This is a genomic window from Cellulosilyticum lentocellum DSM 5427 (assembly GCF_000178835.2).
Lineage (GTDB): Bacteria > Bacillota > Clostridia > Lachnospirales > Cellulosilyticaceae > Cellulosilyticum > Cellulosilyticum lentocellum.
In genome coordinates this window covers 641,419-667,648 of record NC_015275.1, presented here as the reverse complement: position 1 = coordinate 667,648, position 26,230 = coordinate 641,419, and the positions used below count along the sequence as shown (strand labels likewise).

The window sequence follows — 26,230 nt, the reverse complement described above, 5'->3', positions numbered from 1 at the left end:
TAACCTTATTTTCTTAATCTCTTAGGCTCATCACGACTTCTTCCAACACCTCAAAATATTTCTCAAAGGTTTTTCTGCAGCACATAGGGTCTGAAATAGTAACTCCCTCTGCTCTTAGTCCAATAAGTGAAAAGCCCATTGCCATACGATGGTCATCATAAGTCTCAACTCTTGCTGCTGTTGGCTCTCCTGGATAAATGGTCACACCATCCTCATCTTCCTCACAACGAATTCCCATCTTGCGAAGTTCAGTGGTTATAGCTTTTATACGATTGCTCTCTTGATATTTAATATGACCAATGCCTTTTATAATTGTAGGTGAGTCTGCAAAAGGTGCAAGTGCAGCTAATGTAATGGCTTGGTCTGAACAAGCATGCATATCTGCTGTAATGCCTTTATATTTTCCATCTACTGGACCTTTCACGCAGATTCCCTCTGGTGTTTCCTCTACGCTACATCCCATTTCTTCTAAGAAGCTGATAAATTGGATGTCCCCTTGTAATGAATCAAAAAAGACATTTTCCACTACCACCTCTATGCCTAAAAGCGCTGCCATACCATAGAAATAACAAGCTGCAGATACATCTGGTTCTATCTGATACTGCTTTGCTTCATAGGTTTGTCCCTTTGAAATAAAATATTGATGTGCCTGTGATTCTCTAACCTCTAGGCCAAATTGTTTCATCATCTTAATTGTCATATCAATATAAGCCATACCATGTGTGCCTTCTAAAGAAATCGTTACATCTTCCTTAAAGCAGGTAGAAGCAATAAGAAGCGCACTTAAAAACTGACTGCTTTTTTCAATATTCACACTCATTTGATCTTTAGTCACAGGTTTACCTCTTAAGGTAAATGGGAAACAACCTTCTTCTAGTTCATAGTCCACTTCTGTTCCCAAACCTTCTAGCGTATGAAGCAATGGTGCCATAGGACGTTTTCTCATCTGCTCTGAGGCATCTAATTTGTATACTCCATCCGACACCCCTAAAAAAGCTGTTAAAAAACGTGCTGCTGTTCCTGCACTTCCTACATAGATTGCTGCCTCACGCTTTGGCACTTTTCCCTTTAAGCCATGTACTTTAATCATACATGCTGCTTCATCTACTTCTGTTTCAAACCCTAACTCTTGCACACATTGCAGAAAATGACGTGAATCATCACTAAAAAGTGTGCCTTTTAATTCACTGATTCCATCTGCTAATGTAGCAATAAGCAGTGCCCTATTGGTAATACTTTTAGATCCTGGTACACTCACCTTAACTTTTTTATTTGTATTTATTTTATTAAAAAGTGTTTTTACCTCATATACTTCCTGCTTCCACATCTACTTAATTCCTTCCTGTTTTATAATTCCTTTCTACTATTTCATAACACCAATATAATTTTCTGATTATTATAACATAGTTTTCCTTTTCCACCTAGTCCTCTCATTAGTAAAAGCTTAACACATTCTAAGTATTGTTCATAGAAAAAGCCTATAAAATATCATTAATATAAAACCCCAAATATAATTTCACACGGTCTTCCAAATCCATGGGGTCAAGCCCCGTAATCTTAGCAACCTTTTTAAGCTGATTAGTGACTGTATTACGATGAACGTACTGCTTCTCAGAGACAAGCTGAGGACTTCCGTTATTTTCGAGATAAATCTTTAAAAAGCTCATTATATCTGTCTGATTCTCCTTATCATAGGCCTCAATTTTACCCACACACTCCTTATAAAAATCTCTTAATACTTCTTTATCTTCCACAGATAAAAGGAGCTTATACACACCTAGTTTATCATAGTAAACCTCTTGCCTTTGTTGTTTTTTTGCCATTCGCAAGGCTTCTAAGGCCCTATTAAAATTACATTGTTGATTTCTAATATTTCTCGTATTAGAGCTTACCCCCATATAAAATTGCCACTTAGGTACTTCTTTGTCTGTGATGCTTAAATATTTTTCTATAAAATTCTCTACTTCATAAACACTATAATCCACTAATGCTAAAATCAAATCTCCATTATAAGAAAACGCCACATAAAGCTCATGAATGCTTCTAGCAATACTTTCTGCATATCTCTTTAATCGTTCTATCTTTACTTCACCATCCTCTTTACTATCTGCCACTACTGAAATCGCAACAAAAGAGAACCGTCCCTCTCTTTGATAACCATAGCGTTCCATATGGATAATTTGGGTTTCTAAATCCCCAATACCAAAGATAATATTCTTAATGGTGGTTGACATGCTCATTTCAACATCATCATTTTTCATAATACGATGGCAAAAATCTCTAGTCATATCAACCATTCGTGTCTGCCAAGGAATTGTAAAAAGAGGCATCTGCACTTCATCACAAAATTCAATAACCGACCTAGGTACTTCTTTTGTATGAGGGCCAATATTAATAACAAAAGCTGCTGTTCCCACTGTATAAAGCTTTTTAGCAAAATTAAGGAACCATTCTTCTCCTGTGTTTAATATACCAGCAGTAAAGATAAGCTCTTGGCCATGTAAAAATTTACTGACATCTTCATCTTCAATAATATGTACCCACTGTACAAGACGATCTAATCCTTGCTTCCCTGCAATCAATTTCATCTGATAAAGAATAGTAGCATTTTTAAACAACTTTCTTACAGTAATAGCCATGTGTCCCCCTCCTTTTGACCTCTAGCTAACAAACCCCTTTTTTCATATAAAAAGGGGCATACTGATTTTCCAGTATGCCCCTTTGCACATTATCTCTTATTTTAGTCGTCATTTTTTATTTTTTCAAGTCATTTATTAAAGCAACTTATTTTATTGAGTAATACTCTAATCTCTGTTTCAATCATTTCATAATCGACTACACTTCTAATAGATTAACCTTAAAAGGTGAAGCTGGCAAGTTTTCTTTATTATATAGATTAGCATTCTCAGGGTTGTCTTCCCATGCATATCTTACTTCTACAGGTTGTTTGATGCACTCATGCCAAACTATTACTTCATTATCTTTTATACTTGATCTTGCAGGAATGAAACGCTTGCCATCTGGCGATATAGTAAATCCTTCTAATTTTCCACCTTTAGCTAGTAGCCCACTGCCTATATGTTCAAAGGTAAGTATCACTTGATCTGCCGATACTCTAGCTCGTTTAAATATGGGGCCGCTGCAAACAATAGGTTCATTATAAACTAAACTTCTTGCTATCAGTGCTAGTCGTTCACCTACGTCCTTTTTGTTTAAAGGATGTAAATCATTCCATTCACCAATATCAATAGTGACTGCCATTCCTGTATGGGCTACTTCTAATGTTTTAAGCTGCGCATCTCGAATTTCAGCCCAAGTACTGTAGCAATATTCACATCCTATATTTTTAAAATTAGGAAGTTGCACATATATAAAAGGTAATTTTTCATTTTGCCACACTCTCCGCCAGTCCTTAATAAGCAGTTCAAATAATTGCTTGTATTTCTTAGGTAACCTACTCGCATTGGATTCTCCTTGATACCATATAACCCCTTTAGGCACAAGATTTTTTAAAGGCGCAATCATCCCATTATGTACCCCTATTGGTTCAAATTGTATAAAAATTTGTGGTGCTAATGCTTCTATTGCTGTGCCAGTACCTACTTTATATAACCACTTACCTTTTAAATCAACACTTTCATCTGCTGTTTCTATTTGATAAGGCTTATCTGGAGTGAATCCTCCTTCTCCCCGCCAACAGACCACCCGTATAGCAAGTATATTCTCTCCTTCTTTTAAAATCCCCTGGGGGATATCATATATTCTAGGCGGATATTGATAACCTGTCTCTCCTATCTTTTGCCCATTGATATATACCGTATCGCTATCAATAATAGTGCCTAGCAAAATCCTAGCTTGTTTTTTTATCATACTTGCCGGTATATTAACCTTTTTTCTAAACCAAACGACACCTGCATCTAAATACATCTCCTCATTTTTCCAAATAGTAGGAAGCTGTATAGTTGCCCAATCCTTATCTTCATAATCAACTTCAAACCATCGAGATTCTTTACTACTCATACCTCTGTCAAGATTATCAAGCCTGTGAAGCCATTGGTTAATTCTTTCCTCATCCTTCTCTAGTACTTGTCTTATATAATCTTTATTCTTGTACTTGGCTATCTGCTCTATATATTCCGGCATTGCCTTAAGTCCTTCTTCACTAATCCACGCTTCTGCAGGTGTTCCTCCAACAGCAGTGTGTATTAAACCTATTGGGACTTGATATTTTTCAAACAGCTTTTTCGCAAAAAAGTAGCCAGTAGCCGTAAAATCCTGTACATTTCTTTTCGTTAAAGGTTGCCAATAACCCTCAATGAGTTCCTCTTGTGGGGCCTCGAAATCATATGCCATGGGAACTTTAAACATTCTAATTAATGGATTTACATAACTATTAATTTCATCTCTATAGCGTTCCATCACCCTACTTACTGGCAATTCCATATTGGATTGACCTCCACAAATCCATAAATCACCCATTAGGATATTCTGTATAATAATCGTCTTATCTGCTTTAATCTCCATGTTATAAGGCCCACCATCTGGTAATGGCTTCAAACATACTTCCCACTTTCCTTCTCTATTTCCTTCTGTCTCATAAATAGTATTGACAAACTTAACAGTTACTTTCTTTCCTTCGCCAATATATCCCCAAATTTTATTAGGCTGTTCTCTTTGTAAAATCATTCCATCGCCAATTAATTTAGGTAATCTCAATTCGTTGCTATTAGCCACTTTATTCATCCCCCTAAATCCTCTATCAATTTGCTTTATTTTCTACCCGACCTATTTTCGTTTCTCACGTACTGTAAATTTATACTGAGTCTCTGATTGATAAATACTATCAGGTCTAAGTATACATGGCTCCTTAAAAACTTCCTCATATCCAATAGCACATTTTTGTGTTTCAAAACATACACCATACCTTATGGCTTGCTCTGCTATTTTCAATTTTTCATTAGGGGGATTATTCATGGTATACATTACGACGCAAGGTTCTGTTGTTGTTATTTCCATACACCTTTCTGAAATAGGGTCATATAACTCTACTACTTTCTCTTCTCCTTGATTCAATAACCATAGATGATCATAGCCTTTTCCATATCTAAGCTGCACTGAATCATTATGAATATCCTTGCCTATTGGCTTTGCCTTTCTAAAGTCAAATGAATATTCCTCATCTACAGATAAAAATTCACCTGTTGGAATAGATTCGTTATCTAATTCAAATATACTATCACTATCTATCCACACTTCTTGTTCCAATATTGAACGTTTCCCATTTCCAGACAAATTAAAATAAGCATGATTTGTGAGGTTAACTATAGTTAATTGATCTGTCACCGCTTCGTATTGTATAAAAAGTTCATTATCATTATTTAGTATATAGGTTACTTTCACCTCTACATTTCCAGGAAAGCCTTCTTCCCCATCTTTACTTTTGCAGCACAATTGAAGTCTTATTTCATCATCCTTGCATTGTACCATTCCATCCCAAAACTTATGATGGAATCCTTCTGGTCCTCCATGTAGCATATTACCATTCTCATTTTGGGTTAATGAATAAACTTTTTTATCCAACGTTATTTTTCCTTGATGAATACGTCCTGCCATTCTGCCTATTGTAGCTCCTATGTATCCTGGATTTTCCTCATATACATTAATGTCTTGCCATTCCAGCACAACATTTTCAAAATTTTCCTCTTTATCTGGTACGATAACCTTAGTTAATGTTGCCCCTAAATTAAGCACTTCTACTTTCATTCCTACATCATTAGTCATCAAATACTTGATGATACGATTTCCTTTTTTTGATATCGTTATACTTGTATCACATTTCATTATTTATTTCATCTCACTCTCATTCTTAGATACAACGAAGGTAGCTACGCTCTCTTCTAAACCGCTTATTGTTATTAGCAGTTCATTAGCTAAACTTGCAAACTGCTCTACTATGGAATGTTGCTCCTCACTTAGTGCATTAACTTCCTCTACAGCAGCAGCATTTCCTTCATTAACACAAGCAATATTCTCCATTTTTTTAATCATCTCATCCTTATACTGCGTCATTAACTCTATTCTAGAATTTACTCGCTCTAGGCCTACACTTATTTCTTTTAAATCATTAATCATAAGATTTAAAGACTCATAAGTTTTATTGACAGCTACAGATTGCTCTTCTAATAATTGATTTGATTTAACTACTAAATGAGTAGTTTGAGCTACCTTACCTTCAATTCCCTTTAATGCGTCTTTTACATGATTAGAGGAATCTTTTGACTGAGTCGCCAGATTTCTTACTTCATCCGCTACCACAGCAAAACCTCTACCTACATTTCCGGCTCTTGCTGCTTCAATACTGGCATTTAAAGCGAGTAAATTAGTCCGCTCACTAATATCATCTAAAAAGGTCATTATTTCTCCAATAGTCTTCGTTAATGTACTTAGTTCCATAATACTTTGACTAATCTCAGCTGACACACCATGAGTAGAAGTCACTGTTGTATTAAGAAACGTCATGTTACTGCTTGCATCTTCAATAATTTGTCTTGTACCTTGAGTATGCTGCAATAAAACGTTTGTATTTTCGATGACTACTTGAATACTACTTGCCAGTTGTTCCATTACCGATACACTATTACTAATATCCTCTGTTTGGCTATTTGAGCCCTCTGCTATATTACCAATGGAACTTGTCAGTTGCGAAATACCTTCTATTGAAGTAGTACTACTTCTTTTAAGAATGCCTGCAGCCTCCACACTATGTTCAACAGTATTCTTCGCTTGCTTTAGCAATTGTTGTATATTGGCTATCATATGATTAAAGCTATTTCCTAGTTCTGAAATCTCATCATTACCTTTAGTCTTAGCGAATACTGTTAAATCTCCTTCTTCTGCTTTTTTCATAAGCCCCTTTAATTGCATTACTGAATTGACAATTCCCTTTGAAATAGTACTTCCAATAGTAATGGCTACTAGCCCAATAATGATTACCATAAGCCATATTAGATTAACGACCTTATCAATTCTATTCGTTAACATTTTCTGTGGAATCTCAGCTACTATCACCCAGCCATTATTAGTTTTTGCACTCGCCACTAAATTCCCATTTACTTCTTCAGACCATTCTTCCGCTTCTAAATCAATGTGAGCTACAACTTGTTCCTTTATAGATTCATCAACATTGGAGCAAATCACCTGGCCATCTACATTTAAAATGCTTACATTAGACCCCTCAAATAAATTGATATTATTTACCTTTTCCTCTAATATGTCATACTTCGCCTTTACCACTAAGAGGCCTACTCTTTTTGCAGTCTTTATATTAATAACTTCTTTGTAAGCAAAAACTTCCTTCGCATTATTAGTATCAATAATCTCCCAGTTCACTTCTTCTGTGGTATCTCTACCTACAAAGCGCTCTACATCTTCTTCCTTCAACTTAATTCCAGACAAAATCTTTGTTCCATCATCCATTAATAAAGCAATATCTTCTATGTTCTTATCCAGGGATACACTATAGTTAATTTGCGTTACTATACTTTTTATAATATTGTGCTTTTCTAAATCATTAGCATTATTCTTAGGTTTTATTGCTATTTTTGCGTACTCACCAACCAAATTATTAGTCGAAGCATTTAAGTCATTAATAATAATTCTAGTCATACCACTTTCTATACTTTCTGTATAATAACTTGTATTGGCCCCTGTTTGCTTAACCATCTCTATGGCCATTTGGCTCGTTATATCTCTAACTGTAACCTTTGATTGACTGGCTGAAAATAAATTAACAGCAACTAATGGAACTACTGTACAAAGAATATATGAGCTAATCAATTTCCTCTTAATAGAACCTCTTTTCTCTACTGTTTTTTTATCTTTTACTTTCTTTTTATTTAGATTTTTTTTAGCCATTAAGTGTAAGTTCTTCATCTGTATTCCCCCTATTTTTAATCCGTCATTTCTTACCTTAAGCAAATCTAACAATCAAATTTTACTTATCATTACCTTTATATTCAAACCAACCAAAATCCGCATAATTTTTACTCATCTTTCCATTACTACTTGCATACATACCTATACAAGTTCCAACAAAACCTCCTGCTTTATCAGTACTTAATATGCTTGCATCCACACCTGTTACCAACTCATACATCTGTTCAGGATCACTGCCATAATAAAAGTTAAAATTTTGCCCTCTCCCTACTATCTTCATACATATTGGTGAATCACTAAATTGACTTTCAGCTATTAACTTATCTTTTCCTACTTCACATTTTATAAGCCTAATAACCGTATCACTTTGCTGCATACCATACTCATATCTAAAGTGATATCTTTCATTTTGAATCAGCACAAGGCCTGCAACTTCATTTATAGTATCCGGAGTAAATTCTAATAATGTACTGACTATAAAATCTTGATGCTGCTGCCTTAAACATATAAGACTTGGATGAACCAATTCTTTTATGCTCTCTGGTCTTAACTTGATTCTAAGATACCCCTCCCTAGCTCCTAAGCTACAAAAGTCTTCTTTTGGTCCTCTAAGAGAAATCCATTTATCACTTAATTCACTTCCTATAAAATGAGTACATGCATCTTCGGGCATCACCTCAAACCAAGGTAAGTCTGGTGCCTTACTCATTTCCTCTACAATGCCTTTTCCCTCGTTAACAATAGGCCATCCATTTTCCCAAATAACATTTACCAAAAAGGTCTCTCTCCCAAGATTCCTATAATAGCCCCCATAAGGCCTAGATCCTAGCAAAACCATCCACCATGTACCATCCTGAATCTGTACTAAATCTCCATGTCCTACATTAACAATGGGATAATGCCTACCTAAGTGCCTATGTGTCAAAATTGGATTTGCAGGATTTCCTTCGTAGGGTCCTATAATCTGTTTACTTCTAGCTATTGTTATAGAATGCTCATGACCTGTTCCACCTTCTGCTATCATTAAATAATAGTATTCATCTTTTTTATAAAGATGAGGTCCTTCTGGCCATACCGCATTATTAAAAGCGCCTTGCCATAAAACATACTTTTCGCCTATTAGTCTTCCTTGTTTTATATCTAATTCCTGTAACCAAATCTCATTATCTCCATAATACCTGGAAACTTCTTTTGGTTTTTCCCTTGTTCCTACATAATAAACTCTTCCATCCTCATCAAAAAATAGACTTGGATCTATTCCCTCTGCTTCTAGCACAATAGGATCTGACCAAGGTCCTTCCGGTCTTGTGGCCGTAACATAAAAATTTCCTTCACCTGATATGTTCGTTGTAATCATATAAAAAATACCTTCATGATATCTTAGCGTTGGCGCATAAATGCCACCTGAGTGCTCGGCTCCTTCTAAATGTAATTGACTACTTCTTTCAAGCACATGCCCAATCTGTTTCCAATTCACTAAATCTTTACTATGAAAAATAGGCACTCCTGGATAATAAGCAAAACTTGATGTCACAAGATAATAGTCCTCATTAACCCTACATATAGATGGGTCAGGGTAAAATCCTGGCAAAATAGGATTAGAAAAGTTTCTCATGCTATTGCTCCTTTACGTTCATAAATTAACAATTCTTCATCTTTCATCCTTCATTTTCCTTGAATTTTCTATTTATAAAAAAAGGACAGTATTGATATCTACTGCCCTTCTTATTTAGCTGATTACCATATTCTATAGTTACCACTTAAGGCTAGAAAGGCAAATGCATATAAACAATTATCGTAATACCTTCTTTCTCCAGTTCGGAGTGGCGTTTTCCAAAACCTTTGAACACATAACTCACTATATTTTCCCTTGGTAGCTAAAGAACCCATGGCATTAGTAGCTATAATTGCCACTGGATGTAAAGCAGGCTGATCTATAATTGTGCCGTCAATTTCATAAACACACTCTGCATTATCTTTCACTGTATCACAGAAGAATTTTTGAATTTTGTCTGCGCATTCACTTTCCCATTCACTTTTGCCAAACCAAGCATAATCAAGCCCAATATTAGCAATTACACGATAGGAGTCACTATAATAGTATCCATGCCCTTCCTCGTATCTTGGTCTTCCATCATAATCACTATACTCAGGTGCTAATCCTGTTTCAGGATGACAAGCTTTTTTTAGAAATTCTCTACTAGCTCTAGCTGCTTCCTTCCAAAAGTCTCTATCTTCTTCATTAGCCCATAAAGCAAATAGTTCATAAAAATGTGGTAGATGATAAGATGGATCTGTAAAATCAAGTTCTGGGACAAACTTAATCAGCTTATTGGTAGGCTCCCACATAGGGTTTCCTCTCCCATCTTCACCTTTATGGAGACATTCATGAAGAAGGTTCTGCGCTTCTTTCGTGTAGTTAAAAATACCTACTCCATCCCCCCATCTATGTGCTGCAAAAAATAGGGCCATTGCAAAATACTCTTCACCATCTGGAGCTGAACCTTCAGAATTTCTTTTTCCTCCTGGAGAAGCAGACCACGCAAAATAACCTTTATTGTCTCCTTCACTATGCCACATATAAGTTTTTGTCCATTTCCACAGACAATTAAATTCTTTTTGCATATTTCTTTGTACACAGATCATCATTCCATAAGACATACCTTCTGTACGTACATCTATATTTCCAGTATCCAAGATATATCCCATATCATCTTCTACCAAATGATAGAGCCTCTCGTCCTCTGAGCCATAAAAAATAGTATTAATAATTTGATTAAGCCTATCTTCTATTAATTCTTTATCGTAGCCTAATGCTTCAAATAAATTAGGATAGTTGTCTTTTTTAATATACTCCATTATTCTTTTACTCCTCCGATGGTTAAACCTGTTACAAAATATCTTTGTAAGAATGGATATAAACATACAATTGGAAGAGCTGTTATAACGGTTGTTGCTGCACGCATAGTTAATGGAGATACTGTATTGCCCGCATTCTTCATTGCTTCAGCATTACTTCCTTGATTCATTACAGAAGAAAGAAGTTTCATTAACTCATACTGCAATGTTGTAAGATTAGTTGCTGTACGGTTATAAAGCATTGCATCAAACCATGAGTTCCATTGCCATACTGCAATAAATAATGCAACTGTAGCAAGTACTGGCTTACACAATGGTAAAATAATCTTCATAAAAATTGTGAAATGTCCTGCTCCATCTACTTGGGCTGACTCAACTAGACTATCAGGTAATCCATTCATAAATGTTCTAATAACAATCATGTTAAAAGCACTTACCATACCTGGTATAATATAAACCCAGAAATTATTGGTCAATCCAAGATTTTTATATAAAACGAATGTTGGAATTAATCCTCCATTCACATACATGGTTAACACATATATAAATGAGAGTTGCTTTTTGAAAATAAATTCTTTTCTACTTAAGATATATGCTAATAAAGATGTAACAAATAATTGAGATACTGTTGCGATGACTGTTCTTAATACAGATATTTTGGCTGCAGTAGGTAATAATTCTTTATTAAATACTGTCTTATAATTTTGCAATGACCATTGTCTTGGCAAAAGATAAATGCCGCCTCTTAATGCATCTGTTCCGTCGTTAAAAGAGTATGCTATTGTATTGACTATGGGATAAAGTATGATTAATGTAAACAATGCTAAAATAATCATATTAACTACATCAAAAACTTTATCTCCCATTTTTTGCTTTTTTAATGATTGCGTCTTCATCTCAATTCCTCCTCTAGAATAATCTTTCTTCGCCAGCAGCCTTAGCAAATCTATTAGCTAGGAAAATTAAGACAATACTAACTACACTCTTAAAGATACCCGCTGCTGTCGCTAATGAATAATCTGCTAAACTAATACCATATCTAAGAACATAAATATCAATAGTTTGAGAAACCTTTTGAACTAAACCATTTGTTAATAGATATTGCATATCAAATCCGGCATTTAAGATATTTCCAATGTTTATAATTAAAAGGATGAATATTGTTGATTTAATACCTGGTAAGGTTACATGTAGGATTTTTCTGAAACGACCAGCGCCATCAATAGCTGCTGCTTCATAAAGTTCAGGATTAATAGCTGTAATTGCAGCCAAGTAGATGATACTACCCCATCCTGTTTCCTTCCATACATTAGTTATACCTACAATTCCCCAATAGTATTTAGGTTCTGATAAAAAGTTAATGGGCTTATCTATAATATGTAATTTTAGTAATAGCTGATTGAGAATACCTGTATCCATTGAAACTACCTGAAATACAAGTCCTACTACAATAACCCAAGACAAAAAGTGTGGTAAGTAAGAAACCGTTTGTATAAATTTCTTAGCTTTTACATTTCTTAATTCATTTAATAAAAGGGCAAATCCTATGGAAAAAACAAAACCTAATACTAAATTAATCAAGCTCATAGCTAACGTATTTCTAATAACCCCTAAAAATACATCATTTGAGAATAATTGTTTAAATTTAGCAAACCCTACCCATGTTTGATCAAAAAATCCCTTGGCTGGCTTATAATTTTGGAATGCCATAACCCACCCAGCTAATGGTGCATAGTTGAAAATAATAACATAGATTAGAAAAGGTAGTGATAAAAGAATCAATTGCTTTTGTTTCTTTATTTCACTCCAAGATATTCTCTGTTTCGCTTCTACTGTCTTTTGTGCTTTTGGCTTGCCTATCCCTTTATTTAATTGAACCTGAGCCTGCCTACTCATACTTCCTCCTCCTTTAATGTCCACTTATAAGTTTATATTCTCTATTGCAAACAAAAAGGGGACTCTTAATTAATATCACCTATAAAGAGCCCCCCTGTTCTTATTTTTTTACCATTTGATTTTTCTATTTACCTTGTGCAACGTCAACTCTTCTTCTTACTTCAGCTGTGAGTGCATCTTCATAGACCTTCATATCTACTCTCTCACCAAGAACTGACATATATTGATCCCATGCACCTTGGAAATCGTCTGACATAATTACTTTTGGTAGCCATTCATGTTTTACTTCATCCATATTTACTTTAGCTAAACCGTAATCTGTATCAGCTGTCCAAGTGTTTGAATAAGACCACATTGGGTACCAATCAGAGTTTTCTCCAGCTTCATTTACGAATTCTGCAAATGTTTTATATCCATATGCATCCATCACTTTTTTCTTAGCCTCTGATTGACCATCATAGTACTCACCTGGTTGGAAGTTTGGTGCATATGCATTAATACCATCTAAATTCATACCAACATAATGTGGGAAGTAAGAATAACCTGAGTTACATAATTCGTTTATAAGATATTCTTTATCTAAAGCTTTCGCTCTTTGTTCTTCTGTTCTATAAAATACCCCATCATCACCTACCATGTAGTCGATACCTTCTTCGCCCCACCATACTAATGTTTGTATTTCTTGTGAAAGCATATCTTCAATCATTTGGAATGCACCTTCAGGATCTTTACAGCTAGTTGTAATACTTAAACCATTTGATACGTCAAGTGAATAACCACTGTGCCATTTTGGTTCTGTGCCCTCGTCCATTACAAGTGGTAATGGCACATAAGCGTTATCATAAAGTCCTTGTGTTTCAATAGATTGTTCTGCAGTTTGGAAGTTCCAGTATTGATCAACTAAACCTAATACACGTCCTGTAGAAATCTTAGCAATATATTGATCGTAATTTAATGTGAAACATTCTGGGTCAATTATACCCTTCTTGTACTCTTCATTTAACTTATTAAAATATCTTTTTGCAATATCAGTAGTATTATAGTTGTATGCTGTTAAGGTTTCTGGGTCTACAATACAGCATCCATCATTTGGATAACCTGCTAAGAACATTGGAGGATTTTCCAAGCTGTAGTAACGCCAGTCATCACAAATCATTTCAAATCCGATATTTTCTAGTCCGCCTTCCATAGTTGGATTAGCTTCCATATATTTTGCAATTAAATCAAAATACTCATCAACCGTTTTGATTGTTGGATATCCTGCCCACTCTAATACACGAATTTGAATCCAGAATGCTTCATCATTGTGGTAGGTTTGAGTATCTTTTCCATTAACTACTCCAAACTGAGGAATTAAATAAATATGACCGTCTTCTGATCTTACCTTGTTCCAATCACTCTCAGATAAATAATTTTTGATATTTGGATATTTATCCCAGTATTCATCAATTGGAAGAAGTGCTCCTGCATCAATTAACAATGACGTACCATCTGAGCCTACAACGAAGTCAGTATAGTCGCCACCAGCAACCATTGTTCCGATACTTTCTTTTGCTGTTTGACCTGTTAACCAAGTAATCTTAGCTTTTGCGCCAATTTTTTCAGCAATTTTATTGTATACTCTGTTGTCTGTTGGTATTTCTGTTCCAGGCATTGCTATGTACATTGAGAATTCCTTAATGTCCTTTGCCTCTGTCGTTGTATTCTCACCAGATGCACTTGCTGTAACCTCTTTTGCTGTCTCGGTAGGTTGATTTGTACCATCATTGCCGCATCCTACGCCTAATGAAGCTACCATTCCCATTGCTCCAAGCAGTGCTACAAAAGATTTTAACTTTTTCATATTATCCCTCCACTCGAATTTTAAAATATACCATCTTTTAAGTCATCACCTGCTGAATATTATTTTCTGATATATCCTCTACTTCTTTACAAGTTAATGTTACCAATTTATCTTACTCCCCTCAACCCAACAAACTATATAAGAAATATATACAAACTATATATTTTTATATTTTATATCCTGATATAGTTGTGTATTTTTAACCATTATTTAAATGCAAACTCATTCACCCGTTATCATTTCATATACTATTTACTATTATTCTATTCAATCTTTTATATGTAACATTTAAAAACTATATAAATATGTATTAATCTAATTTATCAAACTATTAACAGTCTTCTTTTGTTTTTTTCAAAAACTGTTTACGATATTGCAAAGGCGTTTTTCCTTTTAAGCGTACAAATTTATTAATAAAGTAATCTAGATTGTTATATCCTACTATTTGAGCAATATTACAAACCTTATCATTAGTTCTGATAAGAAGTTCCCCCGCTTTTTCTATTCTGTAATTATTTAAATAATCTTTGAATGAAATACCATGGTTTTTCTTAAAAATTTGTCCTAAGTAAGCACTATTAATATAATATTTTTCGCTCAATGACTTTAAACTTAAATTTTGCATATAATGCATTTCTATTTCTCTTTCTACTTCTTTTAACACACCATGTGAATTGGTTTGTCTTAATTGTGCTAAATAATTTGCAAAATCTTTTACAAAAGCCTTAAAATGTTTTGCACTTCCTCTAACTGCAGATTCTTCAAAAGCACATTGACTAATATAATGTAACACTTCTTCCTGATCTACATCTGGGTCTAATTCTTTAGCTAAATAAATAAACCTACAAAGTAAGTAATCAATATTTATACTGATAATCTTTGGATTGATATTATGTACCTGGAAATTTAAATAGATTTTTTCTACACATTCATCAATTTTATCTACTACATTTTCTTCAGTATAATGAATGAGCTCATCCATATACTCTTTTTTGACACCATAGGTATTAGACTTTACCGCTGACGTCTCATCATAATAAGCAATGGCTTTATCATTTTTGTAGTTTTGAAACGATTTAGCAATAATAGCTGACTTAAAAGACTCACTAATTTGATCAATACGGTTAACCTTTTGTCCAATATAGACATTAAACTTATACTTTTGATTAGACTTCATATACTCTTGTAAATCTACAATATATTCTTTCTCACTCATCTTTTTTTGAGCAGAAAAATTTCTAGTATATATAAACCCAATACCATAAATTTCATTACGCTTGTCTACATCTAAAAAGGCATACTTTTCATATGGTGCGATATAGCATTTTAACGTCTCACAAAATTCCTTAAGTGCTTTTCTTCTTTCATCCTTACTCAACCTTTCAAACTTTTCATCATTCAAGCTGATTTCTATACTCATATATCTTAGATTAGTACAATATGGTAATTTATCTTCTACATATGAAATATCACTTTGACCATATATGCCAGAACACAATGCATTTAAATGACGTTCTAACGCGATTTGTTCAGTATATTTCTTATCCTTTGCACTTTTAATTTCTTTGTTATATGCCTCTTTAAACTCTAATAATACCCTTATCAATTCTTCTTTTTGTATTGGCTTCAAAATATAATCCACTACATTATACCTAATAGCTTGTTTAGCATATTCAAACTCATAATAACCACTTAAAATAATAATTTTTAAGTCCTTAGATTTATAATTTCTTATATGTTCTACTAACTCTATTCCATCTACTTCTGGCATCTTTATATCTGTAATGATTAAGTCGTAATTATTGTCTTCTAAAAGGCTTATTGCTTCCTTCCCATTTGTTGCTTCTCCTGTGATCTTAAATCCATATTCCTCCCAATCAATCAAAATCTTTAGCCCTTGACGAATAAATGGTTCATCATCAACAATTAATACATTAATCATCTTTTTTCCCCCTCTATTTCTATTTTCCCTAATGGCATTTGAATCATAATATCTGTCCCCTGCCCTAGTTCACTATCTATATCAAACACAAGCGTGTTCTCACAATACAAATTCATTCTTATAAGCGCATTTAGCATCCCTGTACTCTTACATTCACTTAGTTTATTTATATTGGGGTCTTTTAATACTTCCCTTAGTAGTCGGAGTTTTTCCTCGGACATTCCACATCCAGAATCACTAATTTCTATAAATACATTTTCCTCATCCTTTGTTATAGCAACAGAGATTATTCCTGATTTTGATATTCCCTCTATTCCATGTATGCACGCATTTTCCACAAAGGTTAAAATACTTAGCTTTGGAATCTTAATCTTCTCACATCCTTCCATAACATAAAAACTGAAAGATATCTTATCACCAAATCTATACTTCTGTATGTTTGCATATTGCTGAACGAAAACTATCTCTTCTTCTATACAGATATAATCATTATTCCACGACAAGGATTTTCTCAGAATTTGAGATAATGCTTCTATTACATCAGCTGTCTCATTTTCTTCTTTTAGCAAACTTCTCATTCGTATACTTTCTAATGTATTAAACATAAAGTGTGGATTAACTTGACTTTGTAAAGCTTTTAATTCAGCACCTTTTCTAGATAATTCTGATGCCTGTTTTTCTGCATTTTTTTTAAAAACAACCTCTATTAGTTCCTTTATTTTAAGCACCATTACATTGTAGCTTTTAATAAGATCCCCAATCTCATCCTCCCCTACACTTCCTTCTATTAATTGAAATTCTTCTTGCTTTACCTTTTCAAAATAAAGTTCCATCAATTTTATTCTTCCACTAAACGACTTGGAAATAAGAGTAATAATAATAGTTGGTAACAGTAAATTAATCATAATTAAGTACCACACCATCTGTTCAGATTCTTTAATCATTTTACCTATTCCAATCTTCATGGGCATGATATAAATTGTCCATTCATCTGAAGCTACTCTAAAGTTATCTTGATAGGTAGCTTGATTAATATCTAGTTCACTTTGAGGTAAAAATGCCTTCCTTTCATTTTCAGCTATCTGATTAGAAAATAATACGTACTCTTTATTACATATGTATATATCTCCGTCTATTTTTTCATTTAAAATTTCATTTTTAATAGCCGTATACTGCAAATCAATCTTAACAAACTTTTCCATTACTCCTGTGTCAAAATAATCTAGTTTTTGAATAAGGCTAATAGTACGAGGCGCACTTTGTATACCTAAGTACTTCTTTTTTTCATCATAATAGGTTGCTAAATAAATATCCTTTCCGCTATGCACGAATTCTTTATACCATTCCGTACCTAAGATAGTATCAATCCTCCAAAAGCTTCCCCCATTGATAATAGTAGCATTATCCGTATACAAAATAATTTGATTAATCTTTTGGGAGTTATAGTAATACCTCAGTACATTATTTTGAAGTGTTGTTTTATAATCACTAAAATACTCTAAATTAGAAGTATAATCTCTTATTAAAAATTGATTAATCACTTTATCTGTACATAAATTACTGGCTATAGAAATACATCCCTCTACTTCTGATTGAATATTATATTTTATACGATCCATTACATTTTGCATGCGGATTGCTTCTTGATTACGTACATTACTTTTTATAGCAGATATTACTACCCAATTTGTGACAATGACAGGTATTAAAACACAAAAAACATAAATGATAGCTAGCTTATTTCTTATCTTTAAATTATTTATAACATTTCTATATTTCATTAACTGCCTCCCCCTTTATGTCTTTTGTTAGTAAAAATAAATAAATTTTTTATATTAAATATATACTATTATATAATTTTCATTAACTATATTCAATTTAATTAACATAATATTCTTTATCTTTAGCATTATGTCTAAGTCCCTTTTATGTAAAATATCCAATTTTATATTTAAAATTCAAGGCACTTTTACCTATAGCATTTTTAATATAAAAAAAGGTAGCTTTCTCAACTACCTTTTTTATTTATACTAAAGAATTTCATCAAATAATTCTTTTTTCTTAATTTCTTCTCTCTTTCTATTAACAAAAAGGATTTTCTGTAGGATACCTTACACCCTTAGGTTGGTTATATCCTATTTCATCCATATCTACTCCGATATATTTAAATACCTCATATAAAGTTTTTCCGAACTTACCAAAAGCAACTGCTCCATGATGAGGATAATTCTTTTCAATGAGAACATGACGATAGAATCTTCCCATTTCTGGAATAGCAAAGATACCAATAGCACCAAAAGAACGAGTTGCAACAGGTAATACCTCTCCTTCAGCAATATAAGCTCTTAGCTTTGCATCTGAGGTACTTTGTAATCTGAAGAATGTAATATCTCCCGGAATAATATCTCCCTCAAGTGTTCCTTGTGTTACTTCTTCTGGTAGACTTCTTGCCATAATCATTTGATATTTCATAGCACAGAATGAAAGTTTCTTAGTGCTTGTATTTCCACAATGGAAGCCCATAAATGTATCTTTTAGTGTGTATTCAAATCGACCTTTGATGTCCTCTTCGTAAATATCAGATGGTACTGTATTGTTAATATCTAATAAAGTTACTGCATCTTCGCTAATGACTGTTCCAATAAATTCACTTACTGCTCCATAAATGTCTACTTCACAGGACACTGGGATTCCCATACCTGTTAAACGACTATTCACATAGCATGGTACAAATCCAAATTGTGTTTGGAATGCTGGCCAACATTTGCCCGCAATAGCTACATATTTTCTAATCCCCTTATGTTCTTCAATCCAATCTAATAATGTTAATTCATATTGAGCTAGCTTAGGTAAAATTTCAGGTTTTAAATTGCCATCCCCTAATTCTGCTGCCATATCCTTAGCAACTTCTGCAATACGTGGGTCTCCGTCATGTTTTTTAAATGCTTCAAATAGGTCAAGTTCTGAGTTTTCTTCAATCTCAATCCCTAAGTTATAAAGTTGTTTGATAGGTGCATTACAAGCCAAGAAATTTTGTGGCCTAGGTCCAAAAGAGATTACCTTTAAGTTATTAAGTCCCACAATAGCTCTGGCAATTGGTACAAATTCAGCTATCATCTCTGCTACTTCATTTGCTGTACCAACTGGATATTCTGGTATGTAGGCTTTAAGATTGCGAAGTTTTAAATTGTAGCTTGCATTTAGCATACCACAGAAAGCATCTCCACGACCTTGCACTAAATCTTTGCCGGTTTCTTCTGCTGCAGCCACATACATAACAGGTCCATCAAAATACTTCGCAATTAATGTTTCCTCTGTTTCTGGGCCAAAATTTCCCAGGTAGACTACTAAACCATCACATCCTGCTGCCTTTACTTCTGTTAATGCTTTTTCCATATCTTTTTCTGTCTCGACCACGGTAGGGCATTCATAAATTTCTCCTTTATATGCTGCTACCACTGCTTTCCTTCTATTTTCGGATAAAGACATAGGAAAACAATCTCTGCTTACTGCAATAATACCTAATTTTACTTCTGGTAGATTCTTCATCATGCTATTAATTCCTCCTGATATTTTTATTGTTTTTAAAAGTAGTTTAAAAAGTCGTCATAATATAATATTTTTACCTTTTAACCCAACAAAAGCACCTTCTTTTTCTAATCCTGCCTCTGAATGAGCTATAAGCCATTTATTACGTGCAAATAACAAGCGATCTTCTTTGATATTGTATTCTTTTTCAATAACTGTGTTAGTTCCTTTAGGTAATACAACAACACACTTAAATCCTTGTTCATTTATATTCTTAATTTCCATTTTCTCCTCCTTAAACATAATTAGTTTAGCGGATAAACTATACTTTATATATAACACTTATTTCTTGAAGCTGCAATATTATTTTTTATAACTTGTATTTTTAATTAATAATCTCATTATTTTCTCTATACTTCTTAGGGTTTTCATACTTTTAAACCTATGCTAATATAATCAATAAAACTAGGAGGACAATTTATGCCTATAGGTAGTCAGGAACTTATTCGTGATATTAATTCGCGTCTTATACTTACTCAACTTATAAATAATGGTCCTATGTCTCGTGCCGCCTTATCCAAAAATCTTGGCCTAACTAAAGCAACTATTTCAGCTATTGTTCAAGAGCTTATAGATAAATATCTTATTACTGAGTTGGGTAGTGATAATACTTCAAGAGGTAGAAAACCCATTTTACTTTCTTTCAATCCGTATTGTGGCCATAGTATTTCTATTGATTTAGAGTATGAAAAACTCACCTTGATGACCTGCTATTTAAATGGAGAGCAGTCTCAAATCCATCATTACAACAATAATAGATCTGACTCAGAAATAGTAAGCTATCTTATTTCCATTATTCAAGAGCAACTTGATATACTTCCCTCTACACCTTATGGCATTGTGGGGATTTGTATTGGTATTCATGGTGTCGTTAGTCAGAACCAAATTACATTTGCTCCATATAGTCCATATTGTGGTATTGACTTTTCCACTTTATTAGAAAAGCACTTTTCTGCTTCTGTTTATTTAGAGAATGAAGCTAATTTATCCATTATTGGTGAAAAAGCATTTTGTTATCACTACCCTAATATGGTAGGTATTAGCATCCATTCAGGAATAGGACTGGGGCTTATTATCAACCATGAACTCTTTTCTGGCTTTAATGGTAATGCCGGTGAATTCGGACATACCATTGTAGAAGTCGATGGAAAACCTTGTCCTTGTGGTAACTTAGGATGTTTTGAGCAATATACTTCTGAACGTTCTCTGCTATTAGATTTTACAGAAAAGAAGCATTTACCTACTGCTAGTATAGAAATGTTAATTGAGGCTTATCGTACACAAGATCCTATAGCAATCGAAATTATTCAAAGCTTTATTAAATATATGGCTATAGGTATTAATAATATTTTAAATGTGCTTAACCCAAATGTTATTGTCATCAACTGTGCTCTCACTACTGAATTTCCACTTTTACTTGAACAAATCTCAGCACTTTTAAAAAATAGAATGCATAACTTCTGTCATCTTGTTCCTTCAAAATTACAAGGGACTTCCGTTCTAATAGGTGGCGTTTGCATTTGTACCAAGTATTTCTTAGGCTTGCAGGATTTAGATTTTAAAATTAATTTTTCTCATGAAATACTTAAGGAGTAGGAACCATTGGTTCCTACTCCTTTTTTATTAAGAAAATATTCTTTTTTACCTAAATGACTATTTTTAGCATTCCTGCAGAAAAATAGTTATTATTAATAGTAATTTAGTTAAATTGATATAATTATTAGTGATTTTCCCTTTAATTAGTTGGTATGCCTTTAATTTTCTGAATGCTATGATTAAATATGTATAAGATTTTATTTATTTTTATTTGTGTAGAGTCAACTTGCACAATTTTTCATTGAAACAAATTTATCAAAGAAGGAGAATGAATATGAGTCTACTAAAAAAAAGGATAGCTTATCTCACAACTTCAACTTTACTTGCAAGTTCAGTGCTTGGAATAACACCTTGTCTCTTTGCTAGTTCAACGCCAAGCACTATCACCTACAATTTTGATGGAGGTACTGAGGGCTGGATAGCAAGAGGAGATGCGCAGGTTACTACAACCAGTTCCAGCCTCACCATTGATTCAACTAATCATTGTTTGTATGTAACAAACAGGACCTCTAATTGGCATGGTGTTTCAAAGGAGCTAAAAGATACACTTAAAGCGGGTGAAACCTATACATTTAGTGTCTATGTAAAATATGATGAAGGTGCAGATACCGAATCACTTAGCTTAACTTTAGAAACAGGACTAGAGGAAAATGGTTATATCACTATCGCTAGTAATTCTGCTGTATCAAAGGGTGAATGGACCCAGCTAACAGGTGAAGTTACCGTACCAGAAGCTGCAACCAAAGCTAATGTTTATATGGAAGCAGCTAACGCTGATCTTAGTTTTTATGTAGATGAGCTTAAAATCACAGGTTCATTTGCTACTGATTCTCCAGAGGTTCCTAATGCTCCCCTTACTACTTGGGATTTTGAATCAGGCCTAGGTGATTGGTCAGTCAGAGGTTCAGGCGAAGCAACAGCAGAAGTTTCTACTACTGCACCTCATGGCGGCAATCAGTGCGCTTTTGTATCTGGTCGTACACAGGATTGGAATGGTATCCAAGTCAATCTAACAAATTCAGCTAAAAAAGGTGGCAAATACACCTTTGAAGCTTGGGTAAAATATGATGCAGCCGACGAAGGAACTGAGCAATTCGTTCTAGCATTACAATATGATGCTGAAAGTGAATCTAGCACTCAGTATAAATGGATTACTAATGCTGATGTCAAAAATGGTGAGTGGACTAAATTGCAAGGTGAATATACCTTACCTAAAGACTTTACTGACATTTCTCTTTACATACAAGTTAATGGTAGTACAATTGATTTTTATGCGGATGATATTACAATGCAAGGTGAACCTGAACTGGATGTAGAAATTCAAAAAGATATTCCTTCTTTGAAAGAAGTGTATAGTGATTATTTCAAATTCGGTACGGCTATTGCTTCTAATAACTTAAATGACCTAGAACAAGAGCTAGTACTCAAGCACTTTAATAGCATCACTCATGAAAATGCTTTAAAACCAGAATCAATTTTAGACCATGCTGCCACTATAGCGTATATGAATGCTAATGGTGATCAAACACATCCTCAAGTTACCTTAAGTTCCGATGCTAAAGCGACTTTAGATTTTGCTAGGGATAATCATATTCCTGTAAGAGCCCACGTTCTTGTATGGCATTCACAAACGCCAAACTGGCTATTTACAGAGAATTACTCAACAGAAAAAGATGCTCCTGTTGTTTCTAAAGAAGTGATGAAACAAAGGTTAGAAAACTATACTAATGCTTATTTCAAATTATTATCAGAAGAATATCCTGATGTTGATTTTTATGCTATTGATGTAGTCAATGAAGCTGTCAACCCAGACCGTCCAGATGGTTTACGTGCTCCTGCCACAGTAGCTACTACTTCTGGTGATGATGATAATGATGAAAACGCTAATAACTCTATGTGGATGACAACCATTGGTGCTGAATTCATTGAAGATGCTTTTACTTATGCAAGGGCTGCAGCTGACCAATATATGCCAAATGTAAAACTTGCATATAATGACTATAATGAGTGTGATCCTAAAAAAACTGAAATTATATATAGCATTTGTAAGGATCTTTACGATAAAGGCCTCTTAGATGTTGTTGGTATGCAGGGACATTACAATATGTCTTCACCAAGTACCTCCCAATTTGAAAATGCACTGCTTAAATATGCTTCAATTGGTGATAATATTGAAATTCAAATTACCGAATTAGATATCACTCAAGATGATACTTCTGAAGAAGGATTAATTAAGCAAGCTTATCGCTATAAAGGATTCCTTGATATTATGAAAAAACTAGATTCTGAAGGTGCTGCAAATATCACTTCCTGTGTTGTGTGGGGTGTAAAAGATGATGAATCTTGGAGAAGTGAAAGACTCCCTCTTCTTTTTGATGCTGACTATCAAGCTAAACCTTCATTCTGGGCAATCACAGATTCAAGCAAACTTCCTGTTCTTGCTCAAGAAGTAAAAGCCTATAGCCTAGGCAGCAAGGATTATACTCATGCTTTTCTAATTCAAAAAGGTACTGCTTTAGAAACAACTAGTGGTACTCAAATTGCTTCCTATAAGGTGGCTTGGGATGCAAATAATATTTATGTTAATGTCATTCCTACTGAAAAAGGTAAATCTGGCACTGTTAAAGTGTTCCTTAATGACAATAGTATTTCTGCTAACCTTACCGATAATACCGTCATTCAGATTCCTTTATCTGAGGCTATTTCCGAGGGGGGTACTTTAAGCTTTGATCTCTTTGTTCAAGTCGGAGACGAAAAAGCTACTTGGAACAATCTAGCTTATGATGGTACTTCTGCACCTAATCAATCTACCTTTGGGAAACTATTACTTAGCAAAGCGCCCCACTCCTCCTCTGCCATTAAAGGTACACCTATTATTGATGGAAAAATGGATGGGCTTTGGAACAAGGCTGAAACCATCAATGTTAACACCTTCTCTATTGGTACCTCTGGGGCTACTGCCACAGCAAAAGCTCTTTGGGATGAGAACTATGTTTATGTCTTAGTAGAAGTTAAAGACAGCTTATTAAGCAAAGCAAGTACTAATACTTATGAACAGGATTCAGTTGAAATCTTTATTGATGAAGATAATGCCAAATCCACTTCTTATGAATTAGGAGACATTCAATACCGTGTCAACTTCGATAATGAACGTTCTATCAACGGTGCTTCTGATGCAGACAGCTTTATTACAGCAACCCAAATTATTGATGGTGGTTATATTGTGGAAGCTGCTCTTCCTTCTCGCATTGCTGCCTTCACTAAGAATCAAGTTGTTGGGTTTGATTTTCAAATTAATGATGATGCAGATGGCAATGGCAAGAGAGATAATGTCTCTAACTGGAATGATTTAACTGGCAATGGTTGGTCAAGTACAGCTGGCTATGGTGTTTTACAATTAGTCAAACCTACTACTTCAGATGATTCAGGTTCTGGGTCTGGTTCTGGATCTGGGGCTGGGTCTGGTACCGGGTCAAGCTCTACTTCTACCTCAACTACATCCGTTAACAAAACTCCTGACCAAATCATCGCGTCTGCTTTATCCGACAATACAGCACTTGAATTATCTATTGGTACTACTCCTATTACTATTAGTCAAAATTCAATTGAACAGTTGTCTACTCAAGAAAAGGCCTTAGTATTGAAATCTGGAAAAGTAACAGCAACAATAACACCTGCCTTTATCAATACTAATCTCTCTAATGCTAATAAGATTTTATCTTCATTAGAAGTATCTATGCTACCAGTATCAGATACATTATTTACCTCACTCAAAAATCAATTAGCAAAAGATGATAACTTGTCTATAGTTGGTACTTCAGCTAACACGAGTGTTATAAATATTAAAGGGCATAGTAGCCTTTCAACATTTACTGAACCATTACTCCTTAGTGTCGATTTAGTGAATGCAACCATTACTGATTCTTCTCACTTAACTTTAGCAAGAGTTAGTAAGAATACTGACGGTACTTTCACATTCACTCAACTAGGCGGAGACTACCAGTTAAATAATCATACCCTTACCGGATATGTTACTGAGCCAGGTACTTATATTGTTATTGAAAAGAAAAACCTTATTAAGTTAAACTTAATAATTGGCAAAACTACAATAAACTCCAACCAGTCTACTAGTATTACCAGTGATACTGCTCCTAAAATTGTAAATGGTACAACTATGGTACCTCTCCGTTTTGTGGCAGAACAACTTGGTGCAGACGTTAAATGGAATGCAGTAAATAAAGAAATAACCTTATTATTTGACAATCAAAAAGTAATCTTAAATATGGGCAAAGGTCAAACCTCTTCTAACCCAGAAACAATACTTGAAAACGGTAGAACTTTAGTTCCTCTTAGATATGTTTCTGAAAATCTTGGCGCTAATGTCCTATGGATTCCAAGTAGTAAAACCATTGAAATTGTAAAATAATCTTCTCAATTCCCCCTATCGTAATATATAATAAAATAAGCTTACTGAAGGAATCCTCCCTTTCCAGTAAGCTTATTTTTAATAAGTACACTTCTTATTACATAATTCCATAGCACAACTAATGGTTCCTATACACTCTAAACTA

General features: G+C 34.0%; 15 protein-coding genes and 1 pseudogene. 2 read left to right on the top strand and 14 right to left on the bottom strand.

Annotated elements, in window-relative coordinates; genetic code table 11:
* Positions 1–13: 13 nt before the first annotated feature.
* From aroA to CLOLE_RS02840, 14 genes and pseudogenes are all read right to left on the bottom strand, one after another.
* The gene (gene aroA, locus CLOLE_RS02905) at positions 14–1,327 is read right to left on the bottom strand and encodes a 3-phosphoshikimate 1-carboxyvinyltransferase (protein ID WP_013655571.1); all 1,314 of its coding nucleotides are present in this window, start codon (positions 1,325–1,327) and stop codon (positions 14–16) included.
* 151 nt (positions 1,328–1,478) lie between these two features.
* On the bottom strand, positions 1,479–2,639 hold the full coding sequence (locus CLOLE_RS02900; RefSeq protein WP_013655570.1) for a PucR family transcriptional regulator: 1,161 nt from the start codon (positions 2,637–2,639) through the stop codon (positions 1,479–1,481).
* Positions 2,640–2,835: 196 nt separating this feature from the next.
* The gene (locus CLOLE_RS02895; RefSeq protein ID WP_013655569.1) at positions 2,836–4,743 is read right to left on the bottom strand and encodes a sialate O-acetylesterase; all 1,908 of its coding nucleotides are present in this window, start codon (positions 4,741–4,743) and stop codon (positions 2,836–2,838) included.
* 42 nt (positions 4,744–4,785) lie between these two features.
* Positions 4,786–5,841: an aldose epimerase family protein gene (locus tag CLOLE_RS02890; protein ID WP_013655568.1), complete on the bottom strand. Its 1,056-nt coding sequence runs from the start codon at positions 5,839–5,841 to the stop codon at positions 4,786–4,788.
* A 3-nt stretch (positions 5,842–5,844) separates the two neighbouring features.
* Entirely contained in the window at positions 5,845–7,932 is a 2,088-nt protein-coding gene (locus CLOLE_RS02885) for a methyl-accepting chemotaxis protein (RefSeq protein ID WP_013655567.1), read from the bottom strand.
* A gap of 61 nt (positions 7,933–7,993) precedes the next feature.
* A complete protein-coding gene (locus tag CLOLE_RS02880; protein WP_013655566.1) occupies positions 7,994–9,550 on the bottom strand; it encodes a glycoside hydrolase family 43 protein in 1,557 nt (518 codons plus the stop codon).
* Positions 9,551–9,672: 122 nt separating this feature from the next.
* On the bottom strand, positions 9,673–10,794 hold the full coding sequence (locus CLOLE_RS02875) for a glycosyl hydrolase family 8 (RefSeq protein ID WP_013655565.1): 1,122 nt from the start codon (positions 10,792–10,794) through the stop codon (positions 9,673–9,675).
* Positions 10,794–11,690: a carbohydrate ABC transporter permease gene (locus CLOLE_RS02870; RefSeq protein WP_013655564.1), complete on the bottom strand. Its 897-nt coding sequence runs from the start codon at positions 11,688–11,690 to the stop codon at positions 10,794–10,796. The genes CLOLE_RS02875 and CLOLE_RS02870 overlap by 1 nt, the downstream gene beginning before the upstream one ends.
* Positions 11,691–11,703: 13 nt before the next feature.
* Positions 11,704–12,690, bottom strand: a complete 987-nt coding sequence (locus CLOLE_RS02865) for an ABC transporter permease (RefSeq protein ID WP_013655563.1) — start codon at positions 12,688–12,690, stop codon at positions 11,704–11,706.
* 124 nt (positions 12,691–12,814) lie between these two features.
* Entirely contained in the window at positions 12,815–14,533 is a 1,719-nt protein-coding gene (locus tag CLOLE_RS02860) for an extracellular solute-binding protein (protein WP_013655562.1), read from the bottom strand.
* 331 nt (positions 14,534–14,864) lie between these two features.
* Positions 14,865–16,475: a response regulator transcription factor gene (locus tag CLOLE_RS02855; protein WP_013655561.1), complete on the bottom strand. Its 1,611-nt coding sequence runs from the start codon at positions 16,473–16,475 to the stop codon at positions 14,865–14,867.
* Positions 16,472–18,256, bottom strand: a complete 1,785-nt coding sequence (locus CLOLE_RS02850; RefSeq protein ID WP_013655560.1) for a sensor histidine kinase — start codon at positions 18,254–18,256, stop codon at positions 16,472–16,474. Before CLOLE_RS02850 ends, CLOLE_RS02855 begins: the two co-directional genes overlap by 4 nt.
* 301 nt (positions 18,257–18,557) lie before the next feature.
* Positions 18,558–20,024 (bottom strand): L-fucose/L-arabinose isomerase family protein, encoded by a 1,467-nt coding sequence (locus CLOLE_RS02845; protein WP_041713273.1) that lies wholly within the window; start codon positions 20,022–20,024, stop codon positions 18,558–18,560.
* A gap of 57 nt (positions 20,025–20,081) precedes the next feature.
* Positions 20,082–20,276, bottom strand: a pseudogene (locus tag CLOLE_RS02840) (DUF4867 family protein); the annotation flags it as partial.
* 207 nt (positions 20,277–20,483) lie between these two features.
* Between CLOLE_RS02840 and CLOLE_RS02835 the strand changes: the two are divergent.
* Positions 20,484–21,659 carry an ROK family transcriptional regulator gene (locus CLOLE_RS02835; RefSeq protein WP_013655558.1) on the top strand — a complete coding sequence of 392 codons (1,176 nt, stop codon included), beginning with the start codon at positions 20,484–20,486 and terminating at the stop codon, positions 21,657–21,659.
* Between the two features lie 274 nt (positions 21,660–21,933).
* Complete coding sequence (locus CLOLE_RS02830; protein WP_013655557.1) at positions 21,934–26,085, top strand: endo-1,4-beta-xylanase; 4,152 nt, start codon at positions 21,934–21,936, stop codon at positions 26,083–26,085.
* Positions 26,086–26,230: the final 145 nt, after the last annotated feature.